Genomic DNA, 24293 nt, shown 5'->3' on the forward strand with positions numbered 1-24293 from the left:
ACCTTCAACTGCCAAGGAAACCGCATGCAAAAATTCACCACACACCAGGGCCTCGTGGTGCCCATGGACCGCGAGAACGTCGACACCGACGCCATTCTTCCCAAGCAGTTCCTCAAATCGATCAGCAAGACGGGCTTCGGCCCGCACCTGTTCGATGAGTGGCGCTACCTGGACCACGGCGAGCCCGGAATGGACACCAGCGACCGTCAGATCAACCCCGATTTCGTGCTGAACCAGCCGCGCTACCAGGGCGCTTCGATTCTGCTGGCACGCAAGAACTTTGGCTGCGGCTCGAGTCGCGAGCACGCACCCTGGGCGCTGGAGCAGTACGGACTCAGGGCCATCATCGCGCCGAGCTTTGCCGACATCTTCTTCAACAACTGTTTCAAGAACGGCCTGCTGCCCATCGTGCTGCCCGAAAACCAGGTGGCTCGGCTGTTCGACGCAGTCGCGCTCGTCCCTGGCTATGTGCTCACGGTCGACCTGGAACGCCAGGTCATCATCAAGCCGGGCGGCGAGGCACTGTCCTTCGACGTGCAGGCTTTCCGCAAGTATTGCCTGCTCAATGGCCTCGATGATATCGGCCTCACGCTACGCCACAAGGACAAGATCGCGGCATACGAAGCCAAGCGCCTGGCCGGCAATCCCTGGCTGGACAACCAGATGGATCATCAGGCCAACTGAGGTATGCCACGCCAGGCCGTCCCCACAAAATGGGGTGCCTGGCGGGCCAGCGCCCTCAGAAGGCGTCAAGCGGCAGCGCCATCACGCTGCCGGCGCCGTCAACGATGGCATCGCGCATTCCCGGCGCCTTGACCAGCAGGTGGTCGGCATAAAAGCGTGCGGTAGCCACCTTGGCCTGCATGAAAGCCTCATCATGGCCTTGCAGCTCCTGGGCTACCAGCAGAGCGCGCGCCAGCTGCCAGCCCGCGATCAGATGGGCTGCAAGCAGCAGATAGGGCACGCTGCCCGCATAGACAGCATTGGGCGCGATCCGGTGCTGGGCCAGCATGAAGTCCACGACCTCAACAAAGGCTGTGCGGGCAGCGCCGAGGCGGCGCGCCACCGCGAGCGCCGCGACGCTGCCGCTTGCGCGTAGATCGCGCTCGGTGGCCTCGATGCGCGCCGCCACGGCCCTGGCGTTGCACCCCCCATCGCGCAGTGTCTTGCGGCCCACGAAGTCGTTGGCCTGGATCGCGGTCGTGCCTTCGTAAATGGTCAGTATCTTGGCATCGCGGTAATGCTGGGCGGCGCCGGTTTCCTCGATGAAGCCCATGCCGCCATGCACTTGCACGCCCAAGCCAGTGACTTCCTGGGCCATCTCGGTGCTCAAGCCCTTGACCAGCGGCACGAGGAACTCATAGAAGAGCTGGTTTTGCTGGCGCACCTGGGCATCGGCATGGTGGTGGGCCACGTCGTAGGCCGCCGCCGCCACGCTGGCCATGGCGCGGCAGCCTTCGATACTGGCGCGCATGGTCATGAGCATGCGGCGCACGTCCGGGTGGTGAATGATGGTCGCGCTGGCCTGGATGCTGCCGTCGACGGGACGGCTTTGCACGCGCTCCTTGGCAAAGGCCGCGGCCTGCTGGTAGGCGCGCTCGGCCAGAGCAATGCCCTGCACGCCCACGGCATAGCGCGCGGCATTCATCATGACGAACATGTACTCGAGGCCGCGATTTTCCTCGCCCACGAGGTAACCTATGGCACCCGCGCCCGCGCTGTCGGCGACGCTGTCCGCCAGACCGTCGCCGAACTGCAGCACGGCCGTGGGCGAGGCCTTGATGCCCAGCTTGTGCTCTATGGACACGCATTGCACATCGTTGCGCGCGCCCGGCGAGCCGTCCGGCCGGACCAGGAATTTGGGCACGACAAACAGGCTGATGCCCTTGACGCCTTCGGGCGCGCCGGCCACGCGCGCCAGCACCAGATGGACGATGTTCTCGGCCATGTCGTGCTCGCCGTAGGTGATGAAGATCTTGGTGCCGAAAACCTTGTAGCTGCCATCGGCCTGCGGTTCGGCACGCGTACGCACCTGCGCGAGATCGCTGCCGGCCTGGGGTTCGGTCAGGTTCATGGTGCCGGTCCATTTGCCGGTCACCATTTTTTCAAGATAGATGGCCTTGAGTTCATCGCAGCCGCCTGTGAGCAGCGCTTCAATTGCGCCGTCGGTCAGCAGCGGGCACAGCGCAAAACTCAAACTGGCACTGTTGAGCATTTCCCCGCAGGCCGCTCCAATGGTTTTGGGCAGACCCTGGCCGCCGAAGTCCTGCGGATGCTGCAAGCCCTGCCAGCCGCCGGCGGCATACTGGGCATAGGCTTGGCGAAAGCCGGGGGTGGTGGTAACTACGCCGTCCTTAAAGGACGAGGGGTCGCGATCGCCGGCGACGTTCAGCGGCGCCACGACATCCTGCGTGAAACGCGCGCACTCCTGCAGCACCGCCTGGGCCGTATCCAGGCCCCCGTCCTCGAAGCCGGGTAGCGCGGCGATTTCGTCTATGCGCGCCAGATGCGCGATGTTGAATAGCAAGTCCTTGATTGGGGCGGAGTAAGTCATGAGGATGTGAGGAACGAAGAAAACGCATGAAAAAGGGCATCGCGCGGGATGCCCTTTTGTGGGTAAAGGTGCAGGCGGGCCGAAGGCGGCCGCCGTCACGCCGCGGCGGGCGGATCTGCGGCGTCATCAATGCCCAGCAACTGCATCACGACGCTGGGCGTCAACGGCATGGAAGTGATGCCAGGGGGGATCTGGCCGAGCGCGTCGGCCACCGCGTGGATGATTGCGGGCACGACGCCAATGGCGCCGCTTTCGCCCGCGCCTTTCATTCCGCCCAAGGTGAAGGTCGACGGCGTCTCGACGTGGTCGAGAATGATTTCCGGAGTGTCCAGCGTGGTTGGAATGGAATAGTCCAGCAAGGTGGTGGCCATGGGCTGGCCATCGGCGCTGTAGCGCGCGCCTTCCATCAGCACGGCGCCAATGCCCTGCACGATCGCGCCCTTGACTTGGCCGTCCACCAGCATGGGGTTGAGCACGCGGCCGCAGTCATGCGCCATGAAGAAGCGCTCGACCTTGACCAGGCCGGTGCCGGGATCCAAGGCCACCTGGGCCACGCAGGCACCCAGCGCGTAACTCGACATAGGCGGGTCGTAGAAATCCACGACATCCAGGCCTATGGTTTCGCCCGCCGGCATGTCGCCCATGCCTATCATGTAGGCGCTGGCGGCGATCTGCGAGATCAGCAGAAAGCGCGAGGGGTCGTCGTCGCAGGCAATGCGCCCCTGACCCAGCACCATCTTCGAGACCGGTAGCTGCAATTGATGCGCCGCGATGCGCTTCATCTTGTCGCCCAGCGTGGTGCAGGCCTTGATCAGTGCGCCCCCGCCGCCGACCGTGCCGCGGCTGGCGCCTGCGCCCGTGCCGAACGGCACGCTGGCGGTGTCCGCAGCCTCCAGCGTGATGTCTTCCATGCGCAGGCCCAGCGTGTCCGCGGCCAGCTGCGCAAAAACAGTCTGGTGGCCCTGGCCCTGCGAAGCCAGGCTCAGGTGGATGCTGGCCTTGCCGTCGGGCTCTATGCGCACGCGCGCGCCGTCGTAACCCGGCCAGCGTGAAGCCTGGCCGCGCGAGCGCGTGGTCGATGTGCCCTGGCCGGTATGGTCGGCCATGCAGGCCAGGCCGATGCCGCGCAGCTTGCCGTCCGCGCCCAGCCTGCCCGAGAATTCCTTCTTGAAAGCACGGTAGTTCGAGCGCTCCAGAACGATGTCCAGGCACTGCAGATTGCTGGCGGTGTCATGCACCACGCCCACGGCGTTCTTGTATGGCAGGTCATCCTGGCGGATCAGGTTGATCTTGCGGATCTCCACGGGGTCGAGGCCGAGCTTGTGCGCCGCCCGCATCAGCAGCGTTTCCATGCCGAAGGTCAGAATCGGCGAGGCCACGCCACGGTAGGAGCAGGTCGGCGCGGTATTGGTCACCACCGACATGGCTTCATATTCATAGTGGGGTACGCGGTAGGCGCCCATCATGTGGTGACCCGCACCGCCGGCATCGATGCCCGCCGAAGTGATCCACAACGCGTAGGCGCCAATGTTCACCACCGGCCGGTTTCTCACGGCGACGATCCGGCCTTCGTCATCGACGGCCAGGGTGATGGTGAATTGGTAGTCGCGCCCATGCAGCAGCGCCAGATCTTCCTGGCGATCGCCTATCCATTTGATGGGCCGGCAGTACTTGATCGCCAGCGCAGCGCCCACCAGCACTTCGGAGCGCGTGACGGTCTTCATGCCGAAGCTGCCGCCCACGTCGGGCGTCATGATGCGCACGTTCTTTTCGGGAATCTCCAGCGCCGAGGCAATTTCCCAGCGCTCCTTGATGGGCAGGTGGGCCGTGGACCACAGGCTCAGCTGCTCGCGCCCCTTGTCATAGCTGGCCAGAAAGCCGCAGGTTTCCATCGCCACGCCCGCGAGCCGGGTGCTGGAAAAAGTGTCCGAGAAGACGTGTTTTGCCTTGGAGAAGGCTTCGCTCGTACCCGGCGTTTCCATGGCGGCGCGAAACACCACGTTGCTGTTCAGATCTTCATAGATGGCCCCCAGGCCCGGCGTCAAGGCTTGGTCTATGGTGACGACGGCAGGCAACGGTTCGTAGTCCACCTGGACCAGCTCCGCCGCATCTTCGGCCACATAGGCGCTGGTGGCCAGCACCACGGCCACCGGTTCGCCCACGAAGCGCACCCGGTCCAGGGCCAGCACATGGCGCAGCAGCTGGCGCCCCTCGGCCAGCGGCGTGGCAATCGGACGGATCAAGGCCGCGAGCTCGGGGCCGGTGACAACGGCGTGCACGCCTTTCACATCCTGCGCGGCCGCGCGGTCGATGGACAGTATCTTCGCGTGCGCAAACGAACTGCGCACGAAGACGGCATGCAGCACGCCATCGGGCTCGGGCACATCATCGATGTAGCGCCCGTCGCCCTGCACCAGGCGCTGATCCTCGACCCGGTTCACGGGACGCCCCACATAGGACTCGTTCAACTGGATCTTCTCGTTCGGAGCATTCATCTCACCACCCTTGTTCAATCTTGATGCGTTTTGCCGCCGCCTTGACCGCATTCACGATGCCTTCGTAGCCCGTGCAGCGGCACAGATTGCCCGCCAGCCATGCGCGGATCTCGTCTTCCGTCGGCTCCAGATTGCGGTCCAGCAGCGCCTGCGCCGAGATCAGCATCCCCGGCGTGCAGAACCCGCACTGCAGCGCATGGTGGTTCTGGAACTCCTGCTGCAGCGGCGACAGACCGTCGGGTGTCGACAAACCCTCGATGGTCGTCACGAACGTGTCCTGCGCCTGCAGCGCGAACATCAGGCAGCTTCGCGCCGGCTGGCCGTCCACCACCACCGTGCATGCCCCGCAGGCGCCGTGCGCGCAGCCCACATGCGTTCCCGTCAGCTTGAGCTGGTGGCGCAGGAAGTCCGCCAGCAGCATGCGCGGCTCGGCCTCGCCCTGCATCTCGACGCCGTTGACCGTCATCCGTATCAGTTGCTGCTCTTGCGTCATTGCATCCCCTTGTCGATCGCGCCTTGCAGCGCCCTTTGCACCAGCACGCCCACCACATGCCTGCGGTAGGCCGCCGTGGCGTAGGGGTCGGCAGACGGCTCGACCTCCGCGCGCGCGCAGTCCACGGCCGCGGCTATCAGGCCTTCTGCGCCCAGTCCGCGCTCCAGCACCAGCGCTTGCGTCTGCCGCAGGCGCAGCGGCTGGCCGTCGACGCCCATTGCCGCCAGCGCGATGCTGCTGCCCGGCACCGCATACGCCGCCAGTCCCACCACCGCCACCCCTTCCTGGCGCACGCTCACTTCCTGGAACAAGGCATAGGAGTCGGGTGCGCACACCGGAAAGCGCACTTCGCGCAGGAACTCGCCGGGCATGATGGCCGTGCTCAGATCGCCCTGAAAGAAGTCCCGGGCATCCACGGTTCGGCTGCCGTGGATGCCGTCGATCACCATCTTTGCGTCCAGGGCCATGGCCACCGACGGCAGCTCGGCCACGCGGTCCGCATGGGCAATCGTGCCGCCCACGGTGGCGCGGCAGCGCACCGCCACCGGCCCCGCATGCTCCAGCGCCAGGGACACCAGCGGGCACAGCGCGCGCACCAGCGGGTGCTCCATGGTGTCGAACTGGCGCGCCATGCCGCCCACGGCCAACCAGTCGCCTTCGCGGCGCACATAGTCCAGCGCCGGGCAGCGGTTCAGATCGATCAGCGCCGCGGGCTTGAGCACCCGCAGATTGAGCATGGGCACCAGGCTCTGGCCGCCCGACAGCACGCGCGCATCCGCGCCGTACTGGCGCAGCAGCGCGATCACGCCTTCCACCGTCTCGGGCGCGTGGTAGTCAAAGACCGGGGGTTTCATGCGCTACCTCGGGCGCTTAACGCGCCGCCACGGCCGGCTCCGCCTCGGCCAAAGGCGCCGTCATCGCGTTGTAGCCAAAGACCCATGACGGATCCTCCTCGTATTTCAGGAAAGTGTTGGCATTGGACACCGCCTGCACCTTCGAAGCCCGCGCCTGGCGCGTGCTTTCGTAGCGCTTGTACGCCAGCGGCAAATCCTCGGGGTGCGCTTGCATGCATCGTGCCAGAACGGCAGCGTCCTCGAAGGCCATGCCCGCGCCCTGGCCCATGTGCGGCTTCATCGGGTGGCAGGCGTCGCCCAGCAGCACCACGCGCCCGGCGCTCCACAGCGGCAGCGGGTCGCGCGTGAGCAGCGGCCATTTGCTGATGTGCGTCGAGGCGGCAATCACGCGCTGCACTTCCTCGTGAAAGCCGGCGTAGTGGTCCTGCACTTCCTGGATCGTCACGTCGACGGGCGAAGTGCCCTGCCAGTGCGGATCGGGCGAGCCGGTGACGAAGTAGACCTCGTCCTTGGCCTTGGTCGTGTAGTAGATGATCATGTGCCGGTCCTCGCCCGAAGGATGGCGCGAATCCGACCAGAACTTGGCGCCGTCCGAGTCCAGCGGGCGCGACAGGCGCGAGGCCGGAAACACCGAGCGGTAGGCGACATAGCCGGTGTACCGGGGCGCCTCGGGGCCCAGCAGCAACTCGCGCACGCGCGAGTTGACGCCGTCGGCGCCTATCACCGCATCGACCTCGGCCGTCGTGCCGTCGGCGAAATCCAGCCGCACGGCATCTCCGAGTTCCTCCAGCCCCACCAGGCGCTTGCTGAACTCTATGGTGCCGGGGCGCAGGCCGCGCAGCAGCGTGGACTGCAGATCACCGCGGTGCAGGATGGAATGCGGCTCGCCGTAGCGCGTCGCCCAGTCCTGCTGGGGCTGTGAATAGAGGATCTTGCCGCTGTCCCACTCGCGGCTGAACCAGGTGGCGGGCACCTGGCCGCGCGTGAGCATTTCCTCGACGACGCCGGTGGCGCGCAGCACATGCATGCCGTTGGGATAGATGTTGATGCCCGCGCCTATGCGCGCCAGCTCGGGCGCCTGCTCGTAGACGGTCACGTTCTCGAAGCCCATGCGCTGCAGCAGGGATCCTGCCGTCAGGCCTCCCATGCCACCGCCGATCACGGCAATTCTCTGCTGAGTCATTTTCTGGCCTTAAGTCTGGGCACGCCCTACACAAGTCGCCTGGGCGCCGAAGGCGCCGACCAAGCGGGACAGCCATCTGGCGTCGCTCCCGGCGTGCGTTTTGATTCTACACCAATTAATGTACGTTTCGTATAGAATTTAGGTTCGCTTTGTAGGTTCATGGAACCACAGCAACCAGGTTGCGGACAACGCGTAAGCCCACAGTCACCCTGTGTCATCCCTTTTCTCATTGAGATCGCGCTCACCATGACAATCCACTCCACTACCATCGACGCAGCGCAGAAACGAAGCCAGCTCGCCGCGCGCATCCGCAGCAAGCAGTTCATCGCGGCTCCAGGCGTCTTCGACATGATCTCCGCCAAGATCGCGGATGCCATGCAGTTCGATGCGCTGTACATGACAGGCTATGGCACTGTGGCTTCCTATCTGGGCCTGCCGGATGCGGGACTTGCGTCGTATACCGATATGGTCGACCGCGTGCAGCGCTTTGCCGCGGGCACGCGCACGCCGATGATCTGCGATGCCGACACCGGCTATGGCGGCCTGCTGAATGTGATGCACACGGTGCGTGGCTATGAAGCCGCAGGCGCCTGCATCGTTCAGCTCGAGGACCAGCAATATCCCAAGAAATGCGGCCACATGCCGGGACGCCAGGTCATAGAGGCAGCAGATATGGTCAAGAAGATTCGCGTAGCAGTGGAAACCCGCTCCGACCCGAACATGCTCATCCTGGCGCGCACGGACGCGCGCACCAACCTGGGCCTGGACGAGGCGCTGCGCCGTGGCGAGCAATACGTCAAGGCGGGTGCCGACGTGCTGTTCGTCGAGAGCCCGGAATCGCCACAGGAGATGGAAATCATAGGCCGCAACTTCGACATTCCCCTGCTGGCCAACATGGTCGAAGGCGGCAGCACCCCGATCCTGACCCGGCAGCAGCTGATCTCGCTGGGATTCAGCATGGCGATCTTTCCGGCGACAGGCTTCCTGGCCACTGCCGCGGCCCTGCAATCGGTGTATTCCACGCTGCAGGACAACGGATCGACGGCCGGCATGCAGAGCCCGCTGTATGACTTTCAGAATTTTTCCAAGCTCATGGGATTCGATGAGGTCGCGGCATTTGAGAGGAAATATGCCTGAGGCACGCAGCCGCTGATCCAGGGCAGGACGCGTTCGCGCTCCAGACGCCTGCCCCTCTTCTTCAAAAGGAATTCAAGCCATGGAAAGCGTTGATGTAAGCGTGCTGCGCGCGGCGCGCGACTGGAGTGCGGCAGGCGATCGACTGCTTCTCGCCACGGTGGTCAAAACCTGGGGCTCCTCGCCGCGTCCCGTGGGCTCCATGATGACCCTGCGTGAAGACGGTCGCTGCGTTGGCTCGGTTTCGGGCGGTTGCATCGAGGACGATCTGATCTTTCGCCACTCCCGCGCCCATGGCGCGGACGGGATACCGAACACCGGTGCGCAGCTGGTGCGCTACGGAGTGAGCGCCGATGAAGCCCACCGCTTCGGCCTGCCCTGCGGCGGCACGCTGGAGCTGCTGCTGGAATTCAATCCGGACCTGGCGGCCTTGAAGGCCCTCGTGGCGCGATTGGAAGAGGGGCAGCTGGTGCAGCGCAAGGTGGACTGCACCACTGGCGCAGTCACGCTGCAGGCCGCCGACGCGCCAACGCCTTTGTACTTCGACGGCGTGACGCTCGCCAGCACGCTGGGGCCGCAGTACCGGATGCTGCTCATTGGTGCCGGGGCACTCGCGCAGTACGTCGCCACCATGGCCTTGTTCAACGACTTTGCGGTAACCGTCTGCGATCCCCGCGCCGAGTACCTCGACACCTGGTCGGTGGCAGGCGTACAGACCAGCTGCGAAATGCCCGACGATGCCGTGCGCAGCCTGCGTGCCGATGCACGCAGCTGCATCGTGGCCCTGAGCCATGACCCCAAGCTTGACGATATGGCGCTGCTGGAGGCGCTGCACAGCCCCGCGTTCTATGTCGGGGCTATCGGCTCGCGCCGCAACTCGCAGCACCGCAGGCAGCGGATGATTGAACATTTCGACGAAACCGAGCAATCGCTGGCAAGGCTGCACGCTCCCATTGGGCTCTATATAGGCAGCAAGACGCCCGCGGAGATCGCGGTAAGCGTGATGGCCGAGATCCTGGCTGTGAAAAATGGCGCCCGCCAGCACAGCGCTCCATCGGTGGCCGAAGGCAAATCACGCCGCGAGGGCGCACTCCCTGAAACGCCAGCCGACTGACACCCAGCGCCTTGACGCCCTTTCACCGAATCCACTGCCCTCATGACGCCATCCAGACTTTACCCTTCCCACAGCACAGCGCCCTGCGCCCCCCCCAGCGACAAGGACCAGCCGCTGGTCGAGGACATCCGCCTGCTGGGCCGCATCCTGGGCGACGTGATCCGCGAACAGGAAGGCGTGGCGGCTTTCGCGCTGGTCGAACAGGTGCGCCAGCTGTCCGTGACGTTTCGCCGCGACGCCGACCAGGATGCCGACAAGGCGCTCAAGAAGCTGCTCAAGGGCTTGAGCACCGACCAGACCGTCAGCGTGATCCGCGCCTTCACCTATTTCAGCCACCTGGCCAATCTGGCCGAGGACCGCCACCATATCCGCCGGCGCAGGGTGCACGAACGCGCCGGCAGCACGCAGGAGGGCAGCATCGCGGTGGCGCTGGCGCGCCTGCGCGCCGCGGGCATCGCGCCGGACGCGATTTCGCAGATGCTCGCCAGCAGCCATGTGGCGCCCGTGCTCACGGCCCATCCCACCGAAGTGCAGCGCAAGAGCATTCTGGATGCCGAGCGCGAGATTGCCGAACTGCTGAGCGCGCGCGATGCGCTCCAGGAGCGCGCGCAGTATCACCGCGCCAGCGCCGATGCGCTGACGCCGCGCGCGCTTGCCGCCAACGAGCAGCGCCTGCGCGCGCGCGTCACCCAACTGTGGCATACGCGACTTTTGCGCTACTCCAAGCTCACCGTGGCCGACGAGATCGAGAACGCGCTGTCCTACTACGAATCCACTTTTCTCAGCGAGATTCCCCGGCTTTACGCCGATCTAGAGCAGGCGCTCGGGGATGTGCCCGTGGCAAACTTCCTGCGCATGGGCCAGTGGATTGGCGGCGACCGCGACGGCAATCCCAATGTCAGCGCCGCCACGCTGTCCCTGGCCCTGGGCCGCCAGGCCGAGGTGGCGCTGCGCCACTACCTGACCGAAGTGCATTGCCTGGGAGGCGAGCTGTCGCTGTCGGCGCGCCTGGTGCGCATGCCGCAGGAGATGCTGCAACTGGCCGAGCGCTCGCCCGACACCAGCGAACACCGCCAGGACGAGCCCTATCGCCGCGCGCTCACCGGCATCTATGCGCGCCTGGCGGCAACGCTCAAGAACCTGACCGGGCGCGACGCCGCAAGGCATGCGGTCGCGCCGCAGAATGCCTACGGCACGGCGCAGGAGTTTCTCGCCGACCTGCGGGTGATCGAAGCCTCGCTGCGCTCGCACCAGGGTGCCGCGCTGGCTGCCGAGCGCCTGCAGCCGCTGCTGCGCGCCGTCGAGGTCTTTGGCTTCCATCTGGCCACCGTCGATCTGCGCCAGAGTTCGGACCAGCACGAGCGCGTGCTCGCCGAACTGCTGGCCAGCGCGCGCCTCGAGGCCGACTACGGCGAGCTGGATGAAGCGCAGCGGCGCGCGCTGCTGCTGCGCCTGCTGTGCGATGCCCGGCCGCTGCGCGTGGTGGGCGCGGCGTACAGCGCGCACACGACCGGCGAGCTGGCCATCTTCGAGACCGCGCGCGAAGCGCGCCAGCGCTTTGGCGCCGAGGCGATTCGCCACTACATCATCAGCCACACCGAGACCGTCAGCGACCTGCTCGAAGTACTGCTGCTGCAAAAGGAAGTCGGGCTGATGCGCGGCACGCTGGACGGCGCCGCCACGGCGGACCTGATCGTGGTGCCGCTGTTCGAGACCATAGAGGACCTGCGCAACGCCGCGCCCATCATGCGCGCGCTCTACGCCCTGCCCGGCTACGCGGCCCTGGTGCGCGCCAGCGGCGCCGAGCAGGACATCATGCTGGGCTACAGCGACAGCAACAAGGACGGCGGCATCTTCACCAGCAACTGGGAGCTGTACCGCGCCGAGACCGCGCTGGCGGCGCTGTTTGACGAGATGAACGCCGCCCAGCCCGGCGCACCGATACAGCTGCGCATGTTCCACGGCCGCGGCGGCACCGTGGGGCGCGGCGGCGGACCCAGCTACCAGGCGATCCTGGCGCAGCCGCCGGGCACGGTGCGCGGCCAGATCCGCCTCACCGAGCAGGGCGAAGTCATTGCCTCGAAGTACGCCAATCCCGAGATCGGACGGCGCAACCTGGAAACGCTGGTGGCGGCAACGCTGGAAGCCACGCTGCTGCCGCCGGCCAGGCCCGCTACCCGGCCGTTCCTGGCGGCCGCGGCCGCGCTGTCGCAGGCCAGCATGCAGGCCTACCGCGCGCTGGTCTACGACACGCCGGGCTTCACCGACTACTTCTTCAACACCACGCCCATCCGCGAGATCGCGGAGCTCAACATCGGCTCGCGCCCCGCGTCACGCAAGGCCAGCCAGAAGATAGAGGACCTGCGCGCCATCCCCTGGGGCTTCAGCTGGGGCCAGTGCCGGCTCACGCTGCCGGGCTGGTACGGCTTTGGCGCGGCCGTCGAGGCCTTCGTGCAGTCACCGGGCAAGACGCCCGAAGCGCAGATGGACTTGCTGCGCAGGATGTACCGCCAGTGGCCGTTCTTTCGCACGCTACTGTCCAACATGGACATGGTGCTGGCCAAGAGCGACCTGGCGCTGGCCTCGCGCTACAGCGAACTCGTGGCCGATGCGCGCCTGCGCAAGAAGGTGTTTAGTGCCATCGAAGCCGAATGGCGGCGCACGGCCGCTGCGCTCAGCCGCATCACGGGCGACGCGAACCGCCTGGCGCACAACGCGGCGCTGGCGCGCTCCATCCAGCACCGCTTTCCCTACATCGACCCGCTGCACCATCTGCAGGTCGAGCTGGTGCGCCGCTGGCGCGCGGGCGAAGGCGACGAACGAGTGAAGATCGGTATCCATATCTCCATCAACGGCATAGCATCAGGGCTGCGCAACACGGGCTAGCGTCGCATCTTCAAAGCCGCTCGAAGATCACCGCCATGCCCTGGCCGCCGCCAATGCACATCGTCACCAGCGCGTAACGTCCCTGCACGCGCCGCAATTCGTGCAGCGCCTTGACGGTAATGACCGCTCCGGTCGCACCAATAGGGTGACCGAGCGAAATACCCGAGCCATTCGGATTGACCTTGGCGGGGTCCAATCCCAGCTCCTGGGCCACGGCGCAGGCCTGGGCTGCAAAGGCTTCGTTGGCCTCGATCACGTCCATGTCATTCACCGTCAGGCCGGCTTTGCGTAGCGCTATCTGCGTGGCCGGCACCGGTCCAATGCCCATGTATTTCGGATCCACTCCTGCATGTGCGTAGGCGACCAGGCGGGCCAGAGGCTGGGCGCCGCGCGCCCTGGCGGCGCCGGCCTCCATCAGCACCACCGCTGCGGCCGCGTCATTGATGCCCGACGCATTGCCGGCAGTGACGGTGCCGTTCTCCTTGAGGAAGACGGGCTTGAGCCTGGCAAAGTCATCCAATGTCGCGCCACTGCGGAAATGCTCATCCGTGGCGTACTCGGAATGCGCTTTTTTGCTCTCGCGTACGACGGGAACTATCTGCTCCTTGAAATACCCGGCAGCCGTGGCGCGCTCGGCGCGGTTGTGGCTGTCTACGGCCAACCGATCCTGCTGCTCGCGACTGATGCCCCACTTCGCGGCGATGTTCTCGGCCGTCACGCCCATGTGGATGGCAAGAAACGGGTCGTGCAGCGCGCCAATCATCATGTCCACCATCTTGCTGTCGCCCATGCGGGCACCCCAGCGCATGTTCAGACTGGCAAAGGGCGCTCGGCTCATGTTCTCAGCACCCGCACCTATGGCCACGTCCACATCGCCCAGCAAAATCGACTGGCTGGCGTTGACAATCGCCTGCAGGCCGGAGCCGCACAGCCGGTTGACGTTATAAGCCGGCGTGCCCTCGGCACAGCCGCCATGAATAGCGGCCACGCGCGCCAGGTACATGTCCCTGGGCTCGGTATTTACGACATGGCCAAACACCACATGGCCCACATCCTTGCCTGACACATCAGCGCGAGCCAGCGACTCGCGTACTACGAGCGCGCCGAGTTCGGTGGGCGGGATGTCTTTCAGGCTGCCGCCAAAAGCCCCAATGGCGGTGCGCACTGCGCTGACGACGACGACTTCACGGGTCATGGAAATTTCTCTTCTCAAAGGGTAAAAGTGGCCCGGCAAAGCCAGGCATGGCAGGGCGACTTGGAAATCGCCGTGATCGCGAGCGGTTTGCAGCGCTATGCGGCGGCGCTGCCACCGGGGGAACTCGCGCTCCACACTCGATCGCAGGCGCGCTCCAAGTCAGGCAGCTTGTAGGTCTGGCATGCCGTGCGGTAGAACAAGGCTTGGCGCTGGGACGGCGATAGGCCTGCTGTCACGAGCTTGAATGCATTCCATAGCTGAACGTAGCTGCAGGACTGCTTGTCCACCGGGAAATTGCTCTCCAGCATGCAACGATCGGCACCGAAAGCATCGATCGTCACCTCCATCAGCGGCTTCCAGGCTTGCACCAAGGCGCAGGTCGCGGCCGGCTTGGCGCCTGTCTCGAAGCCAAAGCCGAAGATTGGCATGCCCATCCCACCGACCTTCACACGCACATTCGGCCTGGCGGCCAGCGTCCGCATGTCGCGCTCCCACTCCCGTCGCACGCTGGCCTGTTGCCCGCGAAATGCAAGCACGCCCACAGGCATGCCTACATGGTTCAGCACAATGGGAGTGCGCGGGAAGGCATCGGCCAGCGCTGCCAGCGCGCGCAGCTGGGTGTGGTAGATCAGCGCGTCGAAGCACAGGCCATGGCGATCGAGCTGCGCAAAGCCGCGGCGAAAGGCGCTGTCTGCCAGGATGTGCTCCGGCGCATTGGGAATGAACTTGCCCAGATCGCTGTCATGGTAGGTGGCGTTAAAGCGCACGCCACGCAAACGACCACGACCAGCAGCCATGTGCGCCGCCAGAACCTGGTCGACTGCTTCTCCCAATGTCAGGTCCACGTCGGCCACGATCCCTGCAGCGAGTCGACAGGGGCCATGCGGGGTCGCCAGCGGAGTTTCACCAAGCTGCACGATTCGCTCGGTCTCTCCCACGGAGCGCAGACCGGCCGGGCCATCCGGGCGCCAGCCGGCGCCGTAGGCGGCGACATAGACCGTGCCCACCACATGGTGGCCAGTGGAAAGATCCCGCGCCATGTCTTCTCGCCGGTAGTACAGCGCATCGGACTGCGCGTTGAAAAGATGATGGTGCGGATCGACGATGGGTATCCACGGCTCAATGGCGGACTCGCCTGGCCCTGTCCCATGCCACTGCAGCAGGGACGCTGTCGGGCGATGCTGATTGCCGCGGTATGCGGGCGCCGCCGGCAGCGCTCCCACGCGCGACGCAGCATCGCCCAATGCCGGTCCGCCCAGCACTGCGGCTGTGGCGCCAAGGAACAAGCGGCGGGCGCGGATGTCTTGAGCATGGGTCACGGAGGTCTCCTTTGTTCTGGTGTTGGACGTTGGCCGGCCCGCACGCCGCAAGCATGGGGGCTTCGCACGGCAGTCTAGAAGCCGGCATTGCCTGGCGTCCATCGCAGTTTTCGGGAGCCGGTGCCCTGCTTTTTCGCATGCCGATGCCAACTCCGCAGCCGCATCCGTCGTCAACCGTTTTCGCGCATACGGTTTTCACAAAAGCCGCATTGACTAACTTCTCATGCAAACCTAAAGTTGCCTATCGCAAATACGACCAGGAGTTCGCATATATGAACAGCACAGACAACACTTCCGGTGAGATCACCAAGGAGCTGGCCCAGGGCAAGTTCACCGACAAGATGCTTGCAGACATGCGGGCCCTGATCGGCACGGAGTTGCGTACCGAGTCCTGCCTCAACAACGAGTACGCAACGCGCATGGCCATCCTGCGTTTTTGCGAAGGCATAGGCGATGACAACCCGTTGTGGACCCTGGCAGATTACGCGGCGCAAGGGCCATACAAGACGCTGGTTGCGCCGCCGAGCTTCGTGTTTGCATGCCTCGGATCCGTACAGGTAGGCTGGCCTGGCCTGGGCGGTTTTCACGCGGAAACCAAGATGACCTTCAACGAGCCTATCCGCGTCGGCGAAAAAATCAGTGCCAAGGTGACCTTCGACGGATTTGATGGCCCGATCGACGACAGCAATTTCGGCGGTCGCCGCATCAAGGATTACCTGCGCCAGGAGTACCGCAACGACAAGGGTGAACTCAAGGCCACGTTCATCTGCTCACGCATGCGTTTCGAGCGCGGCGAAATGCAAAAGCGCAGGGAGAGTCGCGCGATCGAAGTGCCCCATCCCTGGAAGGATGAAGAGATCGCCGCGATCGAAACCCAGATCCTGGCGGAGGCACCGCGCGGGGCACTGCCGCGCTACTGGGACGATGTGCAGGTAGGCGACGAGATCGACACCATCATCAAAGGGCCGCTGGGCCTGACCGATTTCATTGCCTTCATCGCCGCCGGCGCAGCGCCTATTCCGCGCGTGGCTGCGCATTCAGTCTCGCTCAAGCGCTATCACAAGCACCCCAAATGGGCGTTCCGTGATCCCCGCACCCATGCCCTCGAGCCGGTTTACTCCGTGCACTACAACGACTATGCGGCGCAACTCCAGGGCGCGCAGATTGCCTACGACGTCGGCATCCAACGTACCTGCTGGCAGATCCATTCACTGACCAACTGGATGGGTGACACCGGCCAGCTGCGCGAGATCACGGGGCAGTACCGAGCGCATGTCTATCTTGGCGATGTGGTTCGCCTGGGCGGTCGCGTGGAAGCCAAGGAGATCGACATTGATGGCCAACATGTGGTGAAGCTCACGACCTGGGCCACGAACCAGCGCGGCCAGCAGGTCATGCCAGGGACGGCCGTCATCGCCCTGCCCAAGCGTCCTGGCGCTTGAAACCAAGCCCGTTGAATTCACGAAAACGCCATGACCATGCCCACACCCGGCGACACCATGTTCAATGCAGCGCAGTCTGCGGATCGCCCTGCGACGGCATCCGCTGAATCGATGAACCACAGCAGCGTATCCGAGGAGGAATCGCTGCCGCTGAGCGGCGTGCGGGTGCTCGATCTCACGCGCTACCTCTCGGGCCCCTACGCAACACTGCTGCTCGCCGAGATGGGCGCAGAGGTCATCAAGGTGGAAGTGCCCGAAGCCGGAGATGACACCCGCCACATAGCACCACTGCAAGGCGATGTGAGCTTCTACCACTCCACCATCAACCGCAGCAAGGCCTCGGTGGAGGTCGACTTGAAGTCGGAGGAAGGCAGGAAGCTCGTGCACGCGATGGTTGCGGACTGCGATGTCTTCATACAGAACTTCCGCACGGGTGTGGCGCAGCGCCTGGGGTTCGGCTACGAGGTGCTCTCCAAGATCAACCCGCGCCTGGTGTACTGCTCGATCTCGGGTTTTGGCGCTACCGGCCCCGAAAGCCAGCGCGCCGCCTTCGATCTGATTGTCCAGGCGGAGTCGGGCGTGATGAGCCTGAATGGAGAAAGCGACAGTCCGCCCAGCAAGCTTGGTCTTCCCGTCGCTGACTTGTCGTCGGGCATGTTCGCGGTACACGGCATTCTCGCGGCTTTGCACCGGCGCTCCCGAACCGGCAAAGGCGGATTGGTGGAAGTCAGCATGATGAGCTCGCTGCTGTCGCTGTCGGTCTACAACGCCACGCGCTACTTCGTGACCGGCGAGAACCCGAAGCGAATGGGATCGCGCCATCCCGGCGTGGTGCCATACGGCCAGTATGCGTCCTCAGATGGCAAGGTCCTGCTGTCGACCTTCAGCGACAGTTCCTGGAAGAAGATCGTCGAAGCCATGGACCGTCCCGCACTGGCAGAAGACTTGCGCTTCGCCACCGCGGCGTCGCGGGTCGCGCACCGCGAGGCATGCGATGGCTTGCTCAGCGAAGTGTTCTCGGGCTTCACGTCCGAGGACATCGTCAAGCGGCTACACAAAGCGGGTATTCCTTGCGGCGTGGTGCGCAGTCTTGGCGAGGCCCTGGAAATGGAAGCGGCAAGCAATCCGGGCGCCATCGCCAATGTTGAGTACCCCGGCACGGCCGGGACCATACGCAGCGTGAGGATCCCGATCAAGTTCGATGGGCAGTGGTGCCCGGCCAAGCCGGCGCCAGCGCTGGGCCAGGACAACGCCATCCTCAATCGTTATCAGAGCACATGAACCTGATGAGGGGTGCGTGTCTGCTTGTCATGGCAATGCCGCCGGCCTCATCGTAATGGAGACACCAATGTCAGCAGCACCAAGGCCGTGGGGCAAGGAAATTGCAACGGAATCGATAGGCGGAATCCCGTTTCGCATGTACACCGATCGTCCACGTCGCGTGGAACAGCTGATCGCGTTCGCGCACCGCTGGGATTCACGGCCCCACCTGATTCAGGGAGACCGCGTACTCAGCTTCAGGGACCTGTATCAATGCGCCCACGCCAAGGCCAGCGCGTTGCGCGCAATGGAAGTGCGCCGCGGCGACCGCGTTTTCATCCTCGGCTGGAACAGCCCCGAATGGGTCGTCAACTTTTGGGCCTGCTTTCTGGTGGGCGCCGTGCCGGTTCTGGCCAATGCCTGGTGGAGCGCCGATGAGATTGCCGACGGTATCGCCGCATTGCGGCCGGCGATGACACTGGCAGACGAGCGCTGCGCTCCCAAGCTGCCGGCAGGCGCAGCGCAAGGTCCCTGGCACATCGACTCCACAGGCAGCCAGGCCGTTGCCCCCGTGCCGGATCCGCAGGACGAGCGTGCCGAGGACGAGACGGCGCTGATCATCTTCACATCCGGCACCTCCGGACAGCCCAAGGCGGTCATCCTCTCGCACCGCGCTCTGCTGGCGCGGCTGCAGATGACTTTGCACATCACGCGCAAGCTGCCGCAGCAGATCGACGGATCTTCGCGCGACGTGACCTTGATCTCCGGGCCGCTGTTTCACGTCGGCGGCATGCAGTCGCTGATGCGCGCCGTCGTTGTGGGCGATACCTTGGTATTGTCGATGGGGCGCTACGACCCGGCCGAGGTCCTGGCGTGCATAGAGCGCAACCAGGTCAATCGCTGGAACGCTGTGCCCACCATGGTCACGCGACTTCTGGACCACCCCGATGTTGCGCGCCGCGACCTCAGCAGCCTGAAGTCGATCAGCATTGGCGGCGCGGCGGTGCATGCGGAGCTGATGCAGCGCATACGCACGCAATTGCCCAGCGTCAGCCCGCGCATTCCCACAGGCTACGGGCTGACGGAAAACGGGGGCCAGGCGACTGCCGCCGCCGGCGCGGAGGCTCTCGATGAACTGGGCTCCACTGGCAAGCCCTTGCCCTGCGTGGAGATTCGCTTCCTGCCCCATCCTGGCATGCCTGACGGGGAGATCCTGCTGCGATCACCGACCCAGATGTCAGGTTTTTTCGGCCTGCAGGAGTCGCCCATCGACAAGGAAGGCTGGCTGCACACCGGCGATCTCGGCAAGCTCGACGACAAAGGCAATCTCTGGATCACCGGGCGCTGCAAGGACATGATCATCCGCGGTGGCGAGAACATCGCTCCGGCGGCCATCGAACGCGCGCTGTTGAACATCACAGGTGTGACCGAGGCCGTGGTGTTCGGTGTACCGCACCGTGATCTGGGTGAAGAGGTGATGGCCGCGGTGGTCACCGAAGGCGCAATCACGCCCCAATATCTGCAGGAACAGCTGCGCGGCCGGATCGCCTCCTTCGCGCTGCCCAGTCGCTGGCACCTGCAGCGCGAGCCGCTGGCAACGAACCATACCGGCAAGGTGGATAAGGCGGCCATCAGCGCCCATCTGCGCGCCGAACTGCTGAACAAAGGTTGATATGAGCATGCAAAACTTTCAGCACGTCACCCCGCCGCTGCGGCTGTTTCACGGCCCCGACAGCCTCTTGCATCTGGGCCGAGAGCTCGATCGCATCAAGAGCCAGCGCGCCGTCATTGTCTGCGGCGACTGGCTGGCCAGCAGCCCGCTGTTCGAACGCGTGAATGCCGCACTGGGCCAGCGCTGTGCCGGCGTTTATTCAGAGGTCCTGGGCCACAGCCCGATGGCGTCCGTCGAGGACGCCGCCCAGCTGTTGCGCCGCCTCGACGCAGATGCAGTGATCGCCGTGGGCGGAGGCTCGGCCATAGTGACCGCCCGTGCCGCTAGCATCCTGGCGGCCGAAGGCAAGCGGGTATCCGAGCTGTGCACGGTGACCGAAGCCGACGGCAGCCTGCGCAGCCCCAAGCTGTCAGCGCCCAAGCTGGCGCAATTCATTGTGCCAACCACGCCGACCACGGCCACCGTCAAGGCCGGCAGCGCGGTGTTCGAGCCGGTCAGCGGCCAGCGTCTGGCGATGTTCGATCCCAAAACACGGGCGCAGGCGGTGTTCATCGATCCACACATGATCCTGTCGGCGCCGCGTGGACTGGTCGCCAGCGCAGGCATCAACACCTTGTCGATGGCTATCGAGGGCCTGACATCGCGCTCGCAGGATGCACTGGCGCAAGGCGCGCTGATGCAGGCGCTGCGCTTGCTGGGGCGCAACCTGCAGCAAGCCGCGCAGGCCGATGACGCCGAGGTGCGGGGCCAGCTGGTGCTCGCCGCGATCCTGTGCGGCCAAGGAACGGACCATACCGCCGCGGGCATCACCACGGTGCTGGGCCACGCCATCGGCGCACGCCACGATATTGAAAACGGCATGGTCAATGCCATTGTGCTGCCGCACGTGCTGCGCTTCAACGCCGAGGCCGCCCCTGCCGGCATGGCCGACGTGGCAGCAGCGCTCGATCTGCAGCGCACTCCAGGCCAGGCAGATCTGTGCGCGGTCCTCGACAAGCTCGGCGCCATGTTCAGCGCCCTCGGCGTGCCCCAGCGTCTGCGCGATGTCAATGTGCCGCGCGCAGCCTTGCCCGACATTGCCGGGCATGCGATGAACGACTGGTTCCTGCGCGGCAATCCCCGGGCGGTGCACAACGCAGGCGAACTGCAACAGATTCTGGAAGAGGCATGGTGAAAGAGATGATGGAGCGCAACACAATTTACATCGATGGCAAATGGATCGCTTCCGCAGGACGCGAAGTGCTTACCGTCGTCAACCCGGCGACGGAAGAAGCCATTGCCACCGTGCCACGCGGCACGGCGCACGACGTCGATCTGGCCGTCCAGGCGGCTGTGCGCGCCTTCGCGGCCTGGTCGCAGACCTCGGTGACCGATCGCAGTGCCATCTTTCAGCGCCTGGCCCGCATGACCGAAGCGCGCTCGGAGGAAATCACCCAGCTGTTGGTCAGCGAACTGGGCTATCCGATCTCCGCCCTACGCATCACACAGACCCAGGGCGCAGTGGAAGAACTGGAAATCATTGCCGAATCACTGGCGCAGATACAGTGGGTGGAAACCGTGGGCAGCACCCAGGTGCAGCGCGTGCCCTCGGGCGTGGTGGGCGCCATCACCGCCTGGAATGCGCCGCTGCGCTCCGTGATCTCCAAGGCCGGCGCGGCGATTGCCGCGGGCTGCACGGTGGTACTCAAGCCCTCGGAAGTCGCGCCGCTCACGGCCTTTGTGTTTGCAGAGCTGTGCGCCGAGGCAGGCCTGCCCGCAGGTGTGTTCAACCTGGTATGCGGCACAGGACCAGAGGTCGGCGAGGCCATTGCAGCGCATCCTCTTGTCGACATGGTGTCCGTCACTGGCTCGGTGCGATCCGGGCGCCGCGTGATGCAGGTGGCGTCCGAGTCGATCAAAAGGGTTCATCTGGAGCTGGGCGGAAAGTCGCCCAACATCATTCTGGCGGATTCGGATTTCGAGCGCGCGGTGGCGGACGGCATCCAGGATGCCTTGCGCAACACCGGGCAGGTCTGCGGCGGCCTGACGCGCATGCTGGTGCCGCGCGAGCGCCTGCACGAGGCGCAACAGCTGGCAGTGCAAAAAGCGCAGAGCTACGTGCTGGGCGATCCCCTGGACGAGGCGACAACGCTGGGGCCGGTCTCGACGTCGGCGGCACGCGACCGCGTGCGCGACTTCATTCGCTCGGCGCTGGAAGAAGGCGTGCAGATGCTGACGGGTGGCCCGGAGGCGCCCGACGACCTGCCGCGCGGCTGGTATGTTCGCCCGACGATTTTCTGCGGCGACAACCATAGCCGTATCGCGCGCGAGGAGATCTTCGGCCCGGTGGTCGTCATTATTCCCTTCGACGATGAGGAGCATGCCATTCGCATCGCCAACGATTCACAGTACGGCCTGGCCGGCGGAGTCTGGTGCCATGACGTGGCACATGCCCAGCGCATCGCAGCCCGGTTGCGCGTGGGCCGCGTGCGCATCAACGGCGCGCCACTCGACAAGCGCGGCACGCACGGCGGCTTCAAGCTGTCGGGCGTAGGGCGCGAATGGGGGCGCTTCGGCATAGAGGAATTCATGGAATACAAGTCGGTACTCGGCTGAGCGTACCGGCGGGTGGGTCTAAAAATACAAGCAGCTGGAGACAAAAATGGAAAAACGTGGCTTTCTCAAGGCGCTGGGACTGGCGCTCGCTCTTCCCGCAGACCTTTCATGGTCCCAGGGTTCACAGCGCGGCGTGCGCGTGGTGGTGCCGTTGCCCGCAGGCAGCTCCAACGACTACGCGACCCGGGTGCTTTTGCCGATGGTGACGGCAATCAACGGGCAGAACTACTACGTCGACAACAAGCCCGGCGGTAACGGCAGCATTGGCACCATGGACGTGCTGCGCTCGGCGCCCGACGGCAACACGCTTTTGTGCGGCTCGAACTCGCCGCTGGCGGCCAATGTCGCCCTGGTGAAAAACATGGGCTATGACCCGCGCAAGGATCTGACGCCGATTGCCGGCGTCAGCCTCACCAACCACGTGCTGATGGTCAAGGCGGATTCGCCGATCCGCAGCTTCCAGGAGTTCCTCGCCTATGCCAAGGCACGCCCTGGCAAGGTTGGCGTGGGCTATTCCACCACCGCCGTGCAGACACAGATTGCCACCATCAACCAGCTCGCCGGCCTTGAGCTGCTGCCGGTGCCGTATCGCGGCAGCCCGGCGACCATCACCGATGTCATTGGCGGAGTGCTTGATGCCACCCTTACCGACCCCGGCAATGCACAGTCACAGGTGAAGGCCGGCCAGTTGCGGGCGCTGGCGGTCACTTCGCTCAAGCGCAACCCGACCACCCCGGACTGGCCAGCCATTTCGGAAACCTTGCCCGGCTTTGACTTTGCTTCCTGGAATGCATTGATCGGCCCGCCAGGAATGTCGCAGGAAATGGTGCTGCGCGTCAGCCATGCCGTCATGCAGGCGCAAAAGCAAAAGGATCTCGTAGAGAAGTATTTCAATCACGGCACCACGCCATTGATCATGGGCCCCGAAGAACTCAAGGCGTTCATCGACAGCGAGACCGCGCGCTGGCTCAAGCTGGCCCAGGCCGCAAAGATACAGCCGCAGTGATGTCTTGCAACCGAGTCGGCCGTAGACGCGAGGAAGGCCCGCAATGATTGTCTCAAGAGCTTGCTGTACCCATGGCCCGCAAGCGCCTTTTGTGCGGACCACCATAGAGCGCAGAGACCCGGGTCCGCGCGATGTGCTGATCGATATCGCCTACGCCGGTATCTGCCATTCGGATGTGGAGCATGCGCGCAGCCTGCGCGGCAAGACCACCTATCCCATCGTGCCAGGGCATGAAATCGCTGGAACGGTCGCCTCCATAGGCACTCAAGTGACGCGCTTTAAGGCGGGCGACCGGGTCGGCGTGGGCAATATGGTCGATGCCTGTGGAAACTGCGAGAACTGCGTTGCAGGACTGGAGCAATACTGCAGCGGCGGCCGCACCTTGACCTACAACTCCATCGGCCGCGACGGCAGGCGAACCGATGGCGGCTACAGCCAGCAGGTCGTGGTTGACGAGCGTTTTGTGGTCACCATTCCCGACAAGCTGGCACTGGACCAGGCTGCGCCGCTGCTGTGTGCGGGAATCACCATGTATTCGCCCTTGCGCCACTGGAATGCCGGCCCCGGCAGTGAGGTCGCGGTCATAGGCTTCGGTGGACTGGGTCACGTGGGCGTGCAAATGGCCAGGGCGCTGGGGGCGCGCACCACGGTGCTCGATCTTTCTCTGGACAAACGCGAGGATGCATTGCGTCTGGGTGCAGCTGATTACCGGCTGAGTAGCGGCCCCGACACGTTCACCGCGCTTGACAGCGCCTTCGATCTGGTCATTTCCACGGTGCCGATCCACGACGATCTGGACCGCTACCTCGGCTTGCTGGCGCGCGACGGCGTCTACGTCAACCTGGCCGTGCCCTCGCAGCCGCTGCGCATCAGCGCCTCCGTCTTGTTGACGAACCGCCGCTCCATTGCAGGTACGCGCAGCGGAGGCATTGCACAAACCCAGGAAATGCTGGACTTCTGTGCCCGGCACGACATTGCCGCGGAAGTCGAAGTGATTCACGCGGACGGAATCGACGACGCCTACCGGCGCCTGCTCGCAGGACAGGTGCGCTTTCGCTTCGTCATCGACAACACCACCATTTGAGGACCTC

18 protein-coding genes are annotated in these 24293 nt (G+C 64.8%); 11 read left to right on the forward strand and 7 right to left on the reverse strand.

The genetic code is table 11. The annotated features are described in order from the left end of the window. The first annotated feature begins 24 nt into the window (after positions 1-24). Entirely contained in the window at positions 25-684 is a 660-nt protein-coding gene (leuD, locus tag ACSVDO_RS26615; protein WP_489597614.1) for a 3-isopropylmalate dehydratase small subunit, read from the forward strand. Positions 685-739: 55 nt separating this feature from the next. On the opposite strand, the gene ACSVDO_RS26620 is transcribed toward leuD, so the two are convergent. The 5 genes from ACSVDO_RS26620 to ACSVDO_RS26640 all read right to left on the reverse strand — a co-directional run bounded on the left by ACSVDO_RS26620 (position 740) and on the right by ACSVDO_RS26640 (position 7579). Continuing rightward, positions 740-2554: an acyl-CoA dehydrogenase gene (locus ACSVDO_RS26620; RefSeq protein ID WP_489597615.1), complete on the reverse strand. Its 1815-nt coding sequence runs from the start codon at positions 2552-2554 to the stop codon at positions 740-742. 95 nt (positions 2555-2649) lie between these two features. Beyond that, a complete protein-coding gene (locus ACSVDO_RS26625; protein ID WP_489597616.1) occupies positions 2650-5049 on the reverse strand; it encodes a xanthine dehydrogenase family protein molybdopterin-binding subunit in 2400 nt (799 codons plus the stop codon). A 1-nt stretch (position 5050) separates the two neighbouring features. Continuing rightward, positions 5051-5542, reverse strand: coding sequence for a (2Fe-2S)-binding protein (locus ACSVDO_RS26630; protein ID WP_489597617.1), 492 nt, complete (start codon positions 5540-5542; stop codon positions 5051-5053). Continuing rightward, positions 5539-6396 (reverse strand): FAD binding domain-containing protein, encoded by an 858-nt coding sequence (locus tag ACSVDO_RS26635; protein WP_489597618.1) that lies wholly within the window; start codon positions 6394-6396, stop codon positions 5539-5541. Before ACSVDO_RS26635 ends, ACSVDO_RS26630 begins: the two co-directional genes overlap by 4 nt. Positions 6397-6412: 16 nt before the next feature. Next, positions 6413-7579, reverse strand: a complete 1167-nt coding sequence (locus ACSVDO_RS26640; RefSeq protein WP_489597619.1) for an FAD-dependent monooxygenase — start codon at positions 7577-7579, stop codon at positions 6413-6415. A gap of 246 nt (positions 7580-7825) precedes the next feature. Between ACSVDO_RS26640 and ACSVDO_RS26645 the strand changes: the two genes are divergently transcribed. From ACSVDO_RS26645 to ppc, 3 genes are all read left to right on the forward strand, one after another. Continuing rightward, positions 7826-8716: an isocitrate lyase/PEP mutase family protein gene (locus ACSVDO_RS26645; protein ID WP_489597620.1), complete on the forward strand. Its 891-nt coding sequence runs from the start codon at positions 7826-7828 to the stop codon at positions 8714-8716. 79 nt (positions 8717-8795) lie between these two features. Further along, positions 8796-9827, forward strand: coding sequence for an XdhC family protein (locus ACSVDO_RS26650; protein WP_489597621.1), 1032 nt, complete (start codon positions 8796-8798; stop codon positions 9825-9827). Between the two features lie 42 nt (positions 9828-9869). After that, positions 9870-12713 (forward strand): phosphoenolpyruvate carboxylase, encoded by a 2844-nt coding sequence (gene ppc, locus ACSVDO_RS26655; RefSeq protein ID WP_489597622.1) that lies wholly within the window; start codon positions 9870-9872, stop codon positions 12711-12713. A gap of 10 nt (positions 12714-12723) precedes the next feature. On the opposite strand, the gene bktB is transcribed toward ppc, so the two are convergent. Beyond that, positions 12724-13908, reverse strand: a complete 1185-nt coding sequence (gene bktB, locus ACSVDO_RS26660; protein ID WP_489597623.1) for a beta-ketothiolase BktB — start codon at positions 13906-13908, stop codon at positions 12724-12726. A gap of 95 nt (positions 13909-14003) precedes the next feature. Then, positions 14004-15227 (reverse strand): amidohydrolase family protein, encoded by a 1224-nt coding sequence (locus ACSVDO_RS26665; protein WP_489597624.1) that lies wholly within the window; start codon positions 15225-15227, stop codon positions 14004-14006. 272 nt (positions 15228-15499) lie between these two features. On the opposite strand from ACSVDO_RS26665, the gene ACSVDO_RS26670 reads away from it, so the two are divergent. The 7 genes from ACSVDO_RS26670 to ACSVDO_RS26700 all read left to right on the forward strand — a co-directional run bounded on the left by ACSVDO_RS26670 (position 15500) and on the right by ACSVDO_RS26700 (position 24286). Continuing rightward, entirely contained in the window at positions 15500-16669 is a 1170-nt protein-coding gene (locus ACSVDO_RS26670; RefSeq protein ID WP_489597902.1) for an FAS1-like dehydratase domain-containing protein, read from the forward strand. A 30-nt stretch (positions 16670-16699) separates the two neighbouring features. Further along, entirely contained in the window at positions 16700-17950 is a 1251-nt protein-coding gene (locus ACSVDO_RS26675; protein ID WP_489597625.1) for a CaiB/BaiF CoA transferase family protein, read from the forward strand. Between the two features lie 136 nt (positions 17951-18086). Further along, entirely contained in the window at positions 18087-19601 is a 1515-nt protein-coding gene (locus ACSVDO_RS26680; RefSeq protein ID WP_489597626.1) for a class I adenylate-forming enzyme family protein, read from the forward strand. 7 nt (positions 19602-19608) lie between these two features. Next, positions 19609-20775: an iron-containing alcohol dehydrogenase family protein gene (locus ACSVDO_RS26685; protein ID WP_489597627.1), complete on the forward strand. Its 1167-nt coding sequence runs from the start codon at positions 19609-19611 to the stop codon at positions 20773-20775. Between the two features lie 5 nt (positions 20776-20780). Then, positions 20781-22196 carry an aldehyde dehydrogenase family protein gene (locus tag ACSVDO_RS26690; protein ID WP_489597903.1) on the forward strand — a complete coding sequence of 472 codons (1416 nt, stop codon included), beginning with the start codon at positions 20781-20783 and terminating at the stop codon, positions 22194-22196. A gap of 46 nt (positions 22197-22242) precedes the next feature. Continuing rightward, positions 22243-23202 carry a Bug family tripartite tricarboxylate transporter substrate binding protein gene (locus ACSVDO_RS26695; RefSeq protein WP_489597628.1) on the forward strand — a complete coding sequence of 320 codons (960 nt, stop codon included), beginning with the start codon at positions 22243-22245 and terminating at the stop codon, positions 23200-23202. A gap of 43 nt (positions 23203-23245) precedes the next feature. Beyond that, positions 23246-24286 carry an NAD(P)-dependent alcohol dehydrogenase gene (locus tag ACSVDO_RS26700; protein ID WP_489597629.1) on the forward strand — a complete coding sequence of 347 codons (1041 nt, stop codon included), beginning with the start codon at positions 23246-23248 and terminating at the stop codon, positions 24284-24286. Positions 24287-24293 lie beyond the last annotated feature (7 nt).

Source organism: Comamonas sp. DB36 (genome assembly GCF_057914905.1).

Excerpts from the sequence above, each read along its gene's own strand:
- leuD (WP_489597614.1), top strand. The coding sequence starts at position 25 with ATGCAAAAATTCACCACACACCAGGGCCTCGTGGTGCCCATGGACCGC.
- ACSVDO_RS26620 (WP_489597615.1), bottom strand. The coding sequence starts at position 2,554 with ATGACTTACTCCGCCCCAATCAAGGACTTGCTATTCAACATCGCGCAT.
- ACSVDO_RS26625 (WP_489597616.1), bottom strand. The coding sequence starts at position 5,049 with ATGAATGCTCCGAACGAGAAGATCCAGTTGAACGAGTCCTATGTGGGG.
- ACSVDO_RS26630 (WP_489597617.1), bottom strand. The coding sequence starts at position 5,542 with ATGACGCAAGAGCAGCAACTGATACGGATGACGGTCAACGGCGTCGAG.
- ACSVDO_RS26635 (WP_489597618.1), bottom strand. The coding sequence starts at position 6,396 with ATGAAACCCCCGGTCTTTGACTACCACGCGCCCGAGACGGTGGAAGGC.
- ACSVDO_RS26640 (WP_489597619.1), bottom strand. The coding sequence starts at position 7,579 with ATGACTCAGCAGAGAATTGCCGTGATCGGCGGTGGCATGGGAGGCCTG.
- ACSVDO_RS26645 (WP_489597620.1), top strand. The coding sequence starts at position 7,826 with ATGACAATCCACTCCACTACCATCGACGCAGCGCAGAAACGAAGCCAG.
- ACSVDO_RS26650 (WP_489597621.1), top strand. The coding sequence starts at position 8,796 with ATGGAAAGCGTTGATGTAAGCGTGCTGCGCGCGGCGCGCGACTGGAGT.
- ppc (WP_489597622.1), top strand. The coding sequence starts at position 9,870 with ATGACGCCATCCAGACTTTACCCTTCCCACAGCACAGCGCCCTGCGCC.
- bktB (WP_489597623.1), bottom strand. The coding sequence starts at position 13,908 with ATGACCCGTGAAGTCGTCGTCGTCAGCGCAGTGCGCACCGCCATTGGG.
- ACSVDO_RS26670 (WP_489597902.1), top strand. The coding sequence starts at position 15,500 with ATGAACAGCACAGACAACACTTCCGGTGAGATCACCAAGGAGCTGGCC.
- ACSVDO_RS26675 (WP_489597625.1), top strand. The coding sequence starts at position 16,700 with ATGACCATGCCCACACCCGGCGACACCATGTTCAATGCAGCGCAGTCT.
- ACSVDO_RS26680 (WP_489597626.1), top strand. The coding sequence starts at position 18,087 with ATGTACACCGATCGTCCACGTCGCGTGGAACAGCTGATCGCGTTCGCG.
- ACSVDO_RS26685 (WP_489597627.1), top strand. The coding sequence starts at position 19,609 with ATGCAAAACTTTCAGCACGTCACCCCGCCGCTGCGGCTGTTTCACGGC.
- ACSVDO_RS26690 (WP_489597903.1), top strand. The coding sequence starts at position 20,781 with ATGATGGAGCGCAACACAATTTACATCGATGGCAAATGGATCGCTTCC.
- ACSVDO_RS26695 (WP_489597628.1), top strand. The coding sequence starts at position 22,243 with ATGGAAAAACGTGGCTTTCTCAAGGCGCTGGGACTGGCGCTCGCTCTT.
- ACSVDO_RS26700 (WP_489597629.1), top strand. The coding sequence starts at position 23,246 with ATGATTGTCTCAAGAGCTTGCTGTACCCATGGCCCGCAAGCGCCTTTT.